The organism is Priestia veravalensis (genome assembly GCF_001457055.1).
Lineage (GTDB): Bacteria > Bacillota > Bacilli > Bacillales > Bacillaceae_H > Priestia > Priestia flexa.
Map to the genome: position 1 here is coordinate 1 of NZ_KQ758724.1, position 8,711 is coordinate 8,711.

Below are 8,711 nucleotides of genomic sequence, written 5' to 3' on the forward strand. Positions count from 1 at the left end.
TCATTGGTTGACTTAAGATGACGTCGTACTCGCTCATCTAATTCAGGACCATACTGGTGAACCCAGCGCATGATCGTTGTATGAGCAATCGATAGTCCGCGTTCTTCCATCATTTCGACTACATCACGAAAACTGAGATTGTACCGTAGGTACCATCTTACGGTTAATAAAATAATATCAGGTTGATACTGTTTCCATTTGAATAGATTTTTCTTTTCCATACTGATCACGTCCTTCTTTTAGAATACTAGTATCAGTTTGTCCAAGTTTGGGAGATTACCTGCAGATATTTTGAAGTTTTTGCACCAGAACCTGAAATAATTAGTATGATGTTTTTGTTTCTCTTCGAAAACAACAATCCAACCTCCTGTTTTAACATGAAAAATATTACATTAATATTATAAAAATACCATAGATATTATTTTATTGCTTTTACATCGCTATCTAACAAATGAAATTTTTCCATCCAAACCATAATAGACCATATAGAAAGTATAATAGAACTATCTTTTGAGATAGGAAGTGTAGAGATGTCAGAAAAAAACCCACCCTCAATTAATAATTTACTAAGTGGCGTACTAGATTTCACGAATACCCAAACAAGAGTATCCGAACAGTTAGCAGCACTAAAACAGCCAATGGTTATTGGTTATCCTAAGCCATATAAAGTTACTAACTTTAGTGGAACAGAGATACTAGCTGGCTTTCAAAAGTTAGGAGAATTAATAAAAACAGCCGATTTTAAAGCTCAACCGTTTCTCGACGCAGGTATTATTCAGCACAGAGAATCACTTAGTTTAGCTATAAAAAATGCAACATCTATATCTGGTCGATTTGTAATCGATATGCCCTTTATAACACAACTAAAAATCGCGGATTCTATTCTTACTTTGCAAGAAGGCTTTAAAATCATTCCGAATTACGGAGAGATACTAAAAAAAGCTGTTTCGATGCCTCACGCTACGCTTTATCGTGATATTTTCGATAGTTTAAATAATGAAAAACTTATTGAAGATTCATCTATTGAAGAAGTGGAAGAAGCACTTAAAAACGGACAAGTTATTGATGAGCTTGAAGATATTGACGAACAAGAAATTAACGTTGTTCGACCAGAGTTTATCCAAGCATCAGAAAAATTAACATCATACGTTCATACTACTAACTACTACGTAACACATCACCACCACTATGCAGCTCCTGAAGCAAAAGAAGAGAAAAGCTTTTGGAACAAAGCATTACCGTATCTTATACTAATTGGGGACCTTATACATCAGTTAGGTATGTCTTCAGACCCTATTAATGAGTTAGGTTATGTAAGAGCAGTAACCAAAATCATTCATACCATTGAAGAGCACCCAGTCGAGCAACACGACATGCAGTATGAGTTCAAGCAAAACAAAGACGAACTAAATAAATTCGATAGCGTGGATTCAGAAAAAACATCTAGCTAAACAAGTCCTAACGCCCTTCGGTTGTTGCAATCATTATTCTGCATTCGCTTTTTGAGCAAACGCAGAATAATGATTTTTTTATGTTTAAATGCTTTCCTTTCATCCATTAGTACAGATATTGAAAAGCTTCGTTCTTGTTGGTTTCTTGTTTAAAAAGTTCCTTGAAAGTTTTACGGAGAACATCGTATTGCACAGATTCCCGCACCTTTTCAGTCATTTTTGTTTTGCGTTTAGTGTGAAGTTTTTCTCCTCTAAATAGTTCCCATTTGGCGGCGTTTTCGTCTCTCCAACTAGAATCATACGGAGTCACATATCCAATGTATTCTCCTTTTTCACATTTGAATTGAACCTTAATGCTATCTCCACGTACATCCAATACTTCTAGGCGTGAAACAGTCTCTTTTTCTTTTGTAGGACAATTCGTTAAAATGTCGTGAATGGATACTCCTAATCCTTTTAACACTTGTCGTTGTTCTAACGTTACGCGTGACTGACGGTTCTGCAACATTAAATCCTTTATCTGCTCATCCAACAATTTTATATGATATTTGTAGTCCTCGTTTTCTACAAATATCCAGGCCATAGTTTCAATCGTAGTTTTATACTCTTGTTCCGTTACATCTTTGAAGTCTTTAATGGCTTCCTGATACTTTTTTTGCACTCTTTCAGGAATAGTTAGGTCACCATTCTTGTTAGTTTCTTGTTTGTTTATACCAAGCTTCTGTGACCGTCAAGTAAAATGACACACTTTCTGCTCATTTGAGTGACACACTTTACTGGAAATTGAGATTAAAACAAATGTCATTTGACACGGAGCCTCTACGAACATGATTCTCTTATAAAATGAAGCCACACAACGATTCTGCCTAATGGACTAAGGCTATCATGTACGCCTCTCCATGTAAAATGCACGTCTGTAACTGGAAAAAAGTGTTCCAAGTTATTAAGCAAAAAGTGTTTCATCCCTTTCAAGCAGTCACATCTTCTTATCTACATCCAAAAATCTTCGTATGTCACATCGTTATCTACATATTTACGTAATGCTTTTAGAATGGCATTCACTTTATCTGTTGTAGGTGTATATTCCTTTTCTACACACATTCTACTAATCATTGTTTGGCTTACGTATTTATTTGTCCATTTATGCAATTCCGATTGAGGAATATCATATTTGTGAAGGAATTTACCTAGTTTTGTTTTAGCTTTCTCTTGCCAAAGCATTGCAATCAGCTCCTATAACGAATTTACTGAATAGTCCTATTGTGTTCAAATTCTTTTAAATTTAAACATAGTTTTCAATTCTAAAAAAAGATTTCAAATTTAGGATTAATCGTAACCTGTCTCTCATATACTCTATTAAAGACGTCAATGCAGACGTCTATCTTATATCAAAAAGGAAAAAAGATGATGTTTATTTTACTAGGTTAGAAAGTAAGGAAAGTTAAAATAGGGGGTGTATGTATATGTATCGTCCTACAGTACGTTATCATGACATTTACCGTAGATATGTAGATTCCTTATTTAAGGCAACTACATTAGACAGAAATCAAATTTTCCGGCTAGCGTTATTTACAGCAGCACATAATCCAGATTTTATTACGTTATTAAAAGAATACAAACGTAAAGACGTCCCTCTCCCCTCCCCTCAATGGAGCCACTTTATGGATGGTTTATGGCTAGAGACTGATGTAGAAATTGAAGAGGTGGGAAGAAGAGTAAATGATAACCCAAAAGGAGCAAGAGCGTCTTCAAATGATAGTGAAGTATTTGGAACACCAGGAATTAGCGAATCAATATCACAATCAAATTTTGCACCAAATGAATCAACGTACATCACACCCAGTGCAAGGGAGCAGCATAGACGTCAGCAACAGAGATCGAGATCTGAAAGGAAGATTCCTCCCATACGATTATCCAACGGAGGAATTAAGCTCGACCTTCGATAAAGAAGTAGATGTACGTCATATTGTATTAAAACCGATTAAAGGGTCTTATAACAGTTACACCATAGATGAAAAGAAACAGAGGGATTGGAGTGGAAACGTTTATTTAAGTTGTTTTGTCATCATTCTAGCCATTGCTTTTTTTACTTGACGTCAATCAGAATATTGTCGAGATTTTACGAATAGATATATAGCATGAATACAGATAAGACCGCCTTGTATACTAAGCATATTGGGCGGTCTTTGCTACGGGTATTCATATCATTTTTGATAAAGGATATAAAAATAAAAAGTATCGACCTTTGCATTCCATTTATGGATCTACAGGTCGATACTTTTTATTTAAAAGTCATTATATTCTTCTAAATCATCATCATCTAACGAACCAGATACTTTTTCTAAATCTGCTACTTTGCCTTCTTTAACTTGACGATTTTCTGTAAGTTTATCGTCCACAATTATCTGTTCACGTTGCAATACGTTCGTTTGAGCTAATTGTTTAAGCTCTTTTAGCTCATTGTTAATATGTTCAAGCAGTTCCTCTGCTCTACGCCCTGTTACGCTTTGTTTTGCAGGTGTTCGATGAATATCTTGGAGAATTAAAGATGAAATATAATCTCCTAATTTTCGAGACTTAGCATGTTTCGCGAGTACGTCATAGACTTCATCACTTAATTGGTTAGTTTTTATCGTAAAGGCGTTCTGACGCTCTGACATGGTTATCACCTACGCTGTTAGGATTGTACAACTTTCTTTTCAGCTTGTTTCTTTTGAAGGTAACCAATGCTTCGAATCTCTAAACCAAATAGATTTAAGTATCGGCTATCTTCTGGTACTTTATGATATTTCTCTGTACGTTCTTCACCAATTTTTTCACTCATACTTGCCATAATGGCTACTTCTAGTGTTGGAGCAACACCTCCACTGTATACATACTTACGAATTTTATTTGCTGGTGGTGGTGCCACATCATTTAACTTCGCTAGTAAGATTTCTACGTAGTCTTTTAAAGAAGAGGTGATTTGAGCTGTTAAATCAATAGACTCACCCGTATTTTCATTTTTTAACTCGAATTTTTGTTTCGTGTAGTTATCTAAAATAAATTGGTCAAACGCACGTAAATCGGTAAACAACTCCGGGAATTTCTCTTTACGTAATTTATCAATATGTGCTAAATACGGAATTCCCTCAATACTTTGAAACGATTCACGGCTATTTGCAGCCTTTAACCCTTCTGGTAAGATGACCACGTCAATGGATCCACCACCAATATCAACCATAACAGTTTCGCACTCTACATATTCTTTCGCATCCTCACGATCTTGAAGGGTTAAATCTTTCTTTAAAGCAAAACGAGCTATTTCACCCTCTTTTAAGCATGCACTTTCTTGAACAGAGACATTTAATGTCTTTTCAAAACCTGGTGTATGAATATGGAAAGTATGATCACCTACAAAACGATTAGCCATTGCCTTTTGAGCTGCACCAAACGTATTTTCCTTTTTTAACAACCAGATTGGCAGCATAGTAGAGAAATAGTCAATTTCAATACTATTATCTTTTTGATCTTTGGCATGCAATGCGTGATAATACGCAATTGCAGCTAAAAATGTGATGTAGGGAATATGGCTTGTGATTTTATTATGTAAACGATTAATATGATTATTTGCTAATTGTTGACTTGCAGCAATAGTTCCTACTAAGAAATAACGCTCTTTCTCTTCACCTTCAAGCGTTGTAGAAAGTAAGATGCGCTTTTTAAACTCTTCTGGTGCCGTCACAGCATCCGTAAAGAAAGAATCAGCTGCTTCTTTTTGAAGTTCTACAACATTCGTCGGAAAGTCAAATAAGTACCCGTCTATAATATTCATGTCAACGGAATTTCCACAGTCTTTATTAAAACGTGCTATTTTCATCTCTATACACCTCTTTTTTAAGTTGAACTTCTGTTGAACTAATTATACAAGAACACCAGTAGATTATCAATACATTAGTTAAACTTATAAAATAAAAAAACATTACTATATCAACGAAAAAATTCATTTAGTTGAACTTATGTACATTCACTAAAAGGTGATATAATATATCTATAAAGAATAGGAAATTCACAAGTCGATTATAATGAGAGAGAAGTAAGATAAAAAACCTTTCATACAACATATTTAATGAGTTGCCACAGATTAAATTAAAAAGCAGCATCTACTCTCAGTCATTGAAATAAAATTTGCTACAATAGATATAGGTAACTAAGGGAGTGATTTCATGGATCGCCAGATTGTTCAATCTATTACTGACTTTTTACATACCCACATAGACCCTTCCTTTATCATCGTATTTGGGTCGTTTGCAAAAGGAACACCCCATCAAGAAAGTGATATTGATATTGGTTTTTATGTAAAGCATAAAAAATTAGAGAAATACGAAATTTTTATGTTAGCTCAAGAGTTAGCAACTATATTAAAAAGAGAAGTTGATTTAGTGAATATTGCAGAAGCTTCTACGGTTTTTCAAGCTCAAATTTATATGACTGGAACAGTTATTTATTCAAATGATGATAAGTTGCGCATGAGTGAACAAATGAAAGCCTTAAAAATGTACGCAAAATTAAATGAGGAACGAAAAGATATCTTAAAGAAAGTAGATGAAAGTGGGAGTATCTATGAGAAATGATGTTATTTTAAACAAAATTAGTGTAATTGAAAGATGCAACAAGCGTATTCTGGAAGTATACCAACAAGACCCTAAAAACTTACTGGATTATACAAAACAAGACTCCATCATTTTAAATATCCAACGTGCATGTGAAGCTTGCATTGATCTAGCCATGCATATTGTTGCTGAAGAACGTTTAGGCCTACCTCAAACGAGCAGAGAAGCTTTTGATATGTTAGAGTCACAATCTATTATAACAAGTGAAATTTCTTACAGAATGAAAGCAATGGTAGGTTTTCGTAATATTGCAGTGCATGATTATCAAGCAATCAATCAAGACATCTTACAAAAGATCTTAGATAAACATTTAAATGATTTTACTACTTATACAAAGCAAATTCTTAATTATTAAGTGATAAATTTTCCTAATGGGATTAATGCTTAGTTTATGAGCCTGTCCTTAATCCCATTAGATTTATTTTCAAGTCTAAAAAGTTATTCGAATCTAAATCCAATTCCGCCATCTACAATAATGTTTTGACCCGTAACAAAGGATGCATCATCAGAAAGGAGCCATTTTACTGCTTTCGCTGCTTCGAACGGATCACCAACTCTCCCTAACGCATTTACCTTCTGATAAGACTTATTTAGCTTTAGCTTTTCCTCTGACGATAAGGTTAAGAATTTTTTTCTAGCATAGGTGTACAAAATGCACCGGGACAAAGAGAATTAATTCTTATATTTTGATGGCCATATTCTTGAGCAACTGATTTTGTTAATGCGATAACACCACTTTTTCCAGCAGCATATACGCTAGTTCCAGCAGAACATAAGAGAGCATCCATTGAGGATGTATTCACAATTACACCATTATTTTGTTTTGTCATTACTTGTAGCTGGTACTTCATACAAAGCCATACACTCTTTAAGGTAATATTAATTAAATGATCAAAGTCTTCTTCCTTAAACTGATGGGTAGTAGCAGAGGAAGCCTCGGTATTAGCGGTTCTGGTGCAAATACTGAAGAAAGATGTAAAGAGGTGAAAAGCTCCCTAGTAGAATCTAGTCTTAAGTAGCAATTTCAAATAGTTGATGAATGAACTTCACTTGATTTTGGACAGACTTGTCCCGTAAAACAAGTTGTCCTTTTTTAATGATATGCATCGCTTCTATTCCTGAAAGAATAGATTTAGCTGTACGAAAAGATTTCAATCCTAACATCGAACGAATTTTCTTTTTAATAAAACGATGATCTTGTTCCACAATGTTATTCAGATATTTCACCTGCCGTATTTGAATGCCTACAGGCATCTTTTTCTCTTTCTTCAACTCTTCAATCGCCATAGGATAGGCTGGGTTCTTGTCTACTGTGATCACACGGGGCTTGGAAACATGAAAAGACCGCAAAGCTTTCTTGAAAAAGCGCTTTGCAGCCTTATGATCTCTTGTTTTGTTTAAATAAAAATCAATCGTATTTCCTTCTGAATCAACGGCACGATAGAGGTACATCCATTGACCTTTGACTTTCACATACGTCTCATCGACTCGCCAAGAATCATTGGTTGGCTTAAGATAACGCCGTACTCGTTCATCTAATTCAGGACCATACTGGTGAACCCAGCGCATAATGGTTGTATGAACAATCGATAGTCCGCGTTCTTCCATCATTTCCACCAAATCACGAAAACTTAAGCTGTACCGTAGGTACCATCTTACTGTTAGCAAAATAATATCCGGTTGATACTGTTTCCATTTGAATAGATTTTTCTTTTCCATACTGATCACGTCCTTCTCTTAGAATACTAGTATCAGTTTGTCCAAGATTTAGAGATTATTTACAAGTGGTTTTAGTTTTTGCACCAGAGCCATATTTCCTAAATTTAAATGACTTCATTTTCTAAGGTCTCTTAAAATATTTGTTTTAGTTTTTTAATCTATATTTTTTTGATCTCTAAATATCATATACCCTCCTAGAGCTTCTGTAGAAATGAAAAGGAACGCTCCTTTTAAAAAAGAGATCACTTAATTCAGAATATTTAGAATTATAATTCCCTACGGCCCATGTAACCTATATACAATAAAGGGTTTTCTATTTTGGGGAAAAATCCCATTCTTTATTATATTGTAATTAGGTAGCGAATGTGTATAAAAAAAGAAGAAATGTAATAAAATTGTAATTTGTGTAGTTTGAAAAATAATTATAGATAATTACGGTTCTGGTGCAAAGATTCCATTTGTTTGAAAAAGGTATAGATTCCTAATCAGTTTGTTCTTATACAGCTATTCCAAATAGTAGATCACGAGTGTTGATTATCCAAAATTAGACAGACTTATCCCTTGGAATGTGACGTAGTTTTTCAAAAAAGTGCTCATTTCAGATTGCCAATCAATGGGTAAATTGTTTCCGACCAGTTGCCGTTGGAATGTGACAAACGATACGGTTTTAAATACTTGTCTTTCTGATGTTTTAGTATAAAGCCACTTGAGTAAAACATAGGTAATAAGAGCGGCGAAAAGTTGATTAAATACGGCATTTTCAGTTGTGCCAAACAGGACAGGGACATTCAAGTTCTGTTTGATCCAACGGAAGAACGTTTCAATCTTCCATCGTGCTTTATACATGTCGGCAATGACTTCGGGTGCCACATTCATTAAATTGGTCACG

At 34.6% G+C, this 8,711-nt stretch carries 12 protein-coding genes and 1 pseudogene; 4 read left to right on the forward strand and 9 right to left on the reverse strand.

Going from position 1 to position 8,711, the window contains the following annotated elements; translation table 11 throughout:
* Positions 1 to 221 (reverse strand): annotated as a pseudogene (locus AS180_RS20205) (IS6 family transposase); the annotation flags it as partial.
* A gap of 309 nt (positions 222 to 530) precedes the next feature.
* On the opposite strand from AS180_RS20205, the gene AS180_RS20210 reads away from it, so the two are divergent.
* A complete protein-coding gene (locus AS180_RS20210) occupies positions 531 to 1,451 on the forward strand; it encodes a hypothetical protein (protein WP_025909650.1) in 921 nt (306 codons plus the stop codon).
* A 106-nt stretch (positions 1,452 to 1,557) separates the two neighbouring features.
* On the opposite strand, the gene AS180_RS20215 is transcribed toward AS180_RS20210, so the two are convergent.
* Entirely contained in the window at positions 1,558 to 2,112 is a 555-nt protein-coding gene (locus tag AS180_RS20215; protein ID WP_025909649.1) for a hypothetical protein, read from the reverse strand.
* A gap of 329 nt (positions 2,113 to 2,441) precedes the next feature.
* Positions 2,442 to 2,672 (reverse strand): hypothetical protein, encoded by a 231-nt coding sequence (locus tag AS180_RS20220; RefSeq protein ID WP_025909648.1) that lies wholly within the window; start codon positions 2,670 to 2,672, stop codon positions 2,442 to 2,444.
* A gap of 242 nt (positions 2,673 to 2,914) precedes the next feature.
* Here AS180_RS20220 and AS180_RS20225 point away from each other — a divergent pair, with 242 nt between their 5' ends.
* A complete protein-coding gene (locus AS180_RS20225; protein ID WP_025909647.1) occupies positions 2,915 to 3,397 on the forward strand; it encodes a hypothetical protein in 483 nt (160 codons plus the stop codon).
* Positions 3,398 to 3,736: 339 nt separating this feature from the next.
* Here the strand turns inward: AS180_RS20225 and AS180_RS20230 are convergent, their stop codons facing one another.
* Both AS180_RS20230 and AS180_RS20235 read right to left on the reverse strand, forming a co-directional pair.
* A complete protein-coding gene (locus AS180_RS20230; protein WP_062687415.1) occupies positions 3,737 to 4,111 on the reverse strand; it encodes a hypothetical protein in 375 nt (124 codons plus the stop codon).
* A gap of 17 nt (positions 4,112 to 4,128) precedes the next feature.
* On the reverse strand, positions 4,129 to 5,310 hold the full coding sequence (locus AS180_RS20235; RefSeq protein ID WP_062687416.1) for an Alp7A family actin-like protein: 1,182 nt from the start codon (positions 5,308 to 5,310) through the stop codon (positions 4,129 to 4,131).
* A 346-nt stretch (positions 5,311 to 5,656) separates the two neighbouring features.
* Here AS180_RS20235 and mntA point away from each other — a divergent pair, with 346 nt between their 5' ends.
* Positions 5,657 to 6,064, forward strand: a complete 408-nt coding sequence (gene mntA / locus AS180_RS20240; protein WP_062687417.1) for a type VII toxin-antitoxin system MntA family adenylyltransferase antitoxin — start codon at positions 5,657 to 5,659, stop codon at positions 6,062 to 6,064.
* Positions 6,054 to 6,458, forward strand: a complete 405-nt coding sequence (gene hepT, locus AS180_RS20245) for a type VII toxin-antitoxin system HepT family RNase toxin (protein ID WP_025909643.1) — start codon at positions 6,054 to 6,056, stop codon at positions 6,456 to 6,458. Before mntA ends, hepT begins: the two co-directional genes overlap by 11 nt.
* Positions 6,459 to 6,541: 83 nt before the next feature.
* Here the strand turns inward: hepT and AS180_RS23950 are convergent, their stop codons facing one another.
* The 4 genes from AS180_RS23950 to AS180_RS20260 all read right to left on the reverse strand — a co-directional run.
* A complete protein-coding gene (locus AS180_RS23950; protein WP_025909642.1) occupies positions 6,542 to 6,754 on the reverse strand; it encodes an SDR family oxidoreductase in 213 nt (70 codons plus the stop codon).
* Positions 6,724 to 7,065: an SDR family NAD(P)-dependent oxidoreductase gene (locus AS180_RS23955; RefSeq protein WP_309599136.1), complete on the reverse strand. Its 342-nt coding sequence runs from the start codon at positions 7,063 to 7,065 to the stop codon at positions 6,724 to 6,726. Before AS180_RS23955 ends, AS180_RS23950 begins: the two co-directional genes overlap by 31 nt.
* A gap of 49 nt (positions 7,066 to 7,114) precedes the next feature.
* Positions 7,115 to 7,822, reverse strand: a complete 708-nt coding sequence (locus AS180_RS20255; protein WP_062687418.1) for an IS6 family transposase — start codon at positions 7,820 to 7,822, stop codon at positions 7,115 to 7,117.
* 534 nt (positions 7,823 to 8,356) lie between these two features.
* Positions 8,357 to 8,711: transposase (locus tag AS180_RS20260; RefSeq protein WP_139109255.1), on the reverse strand; the 355-nt coding region annotated here is incomplete at its 5' end.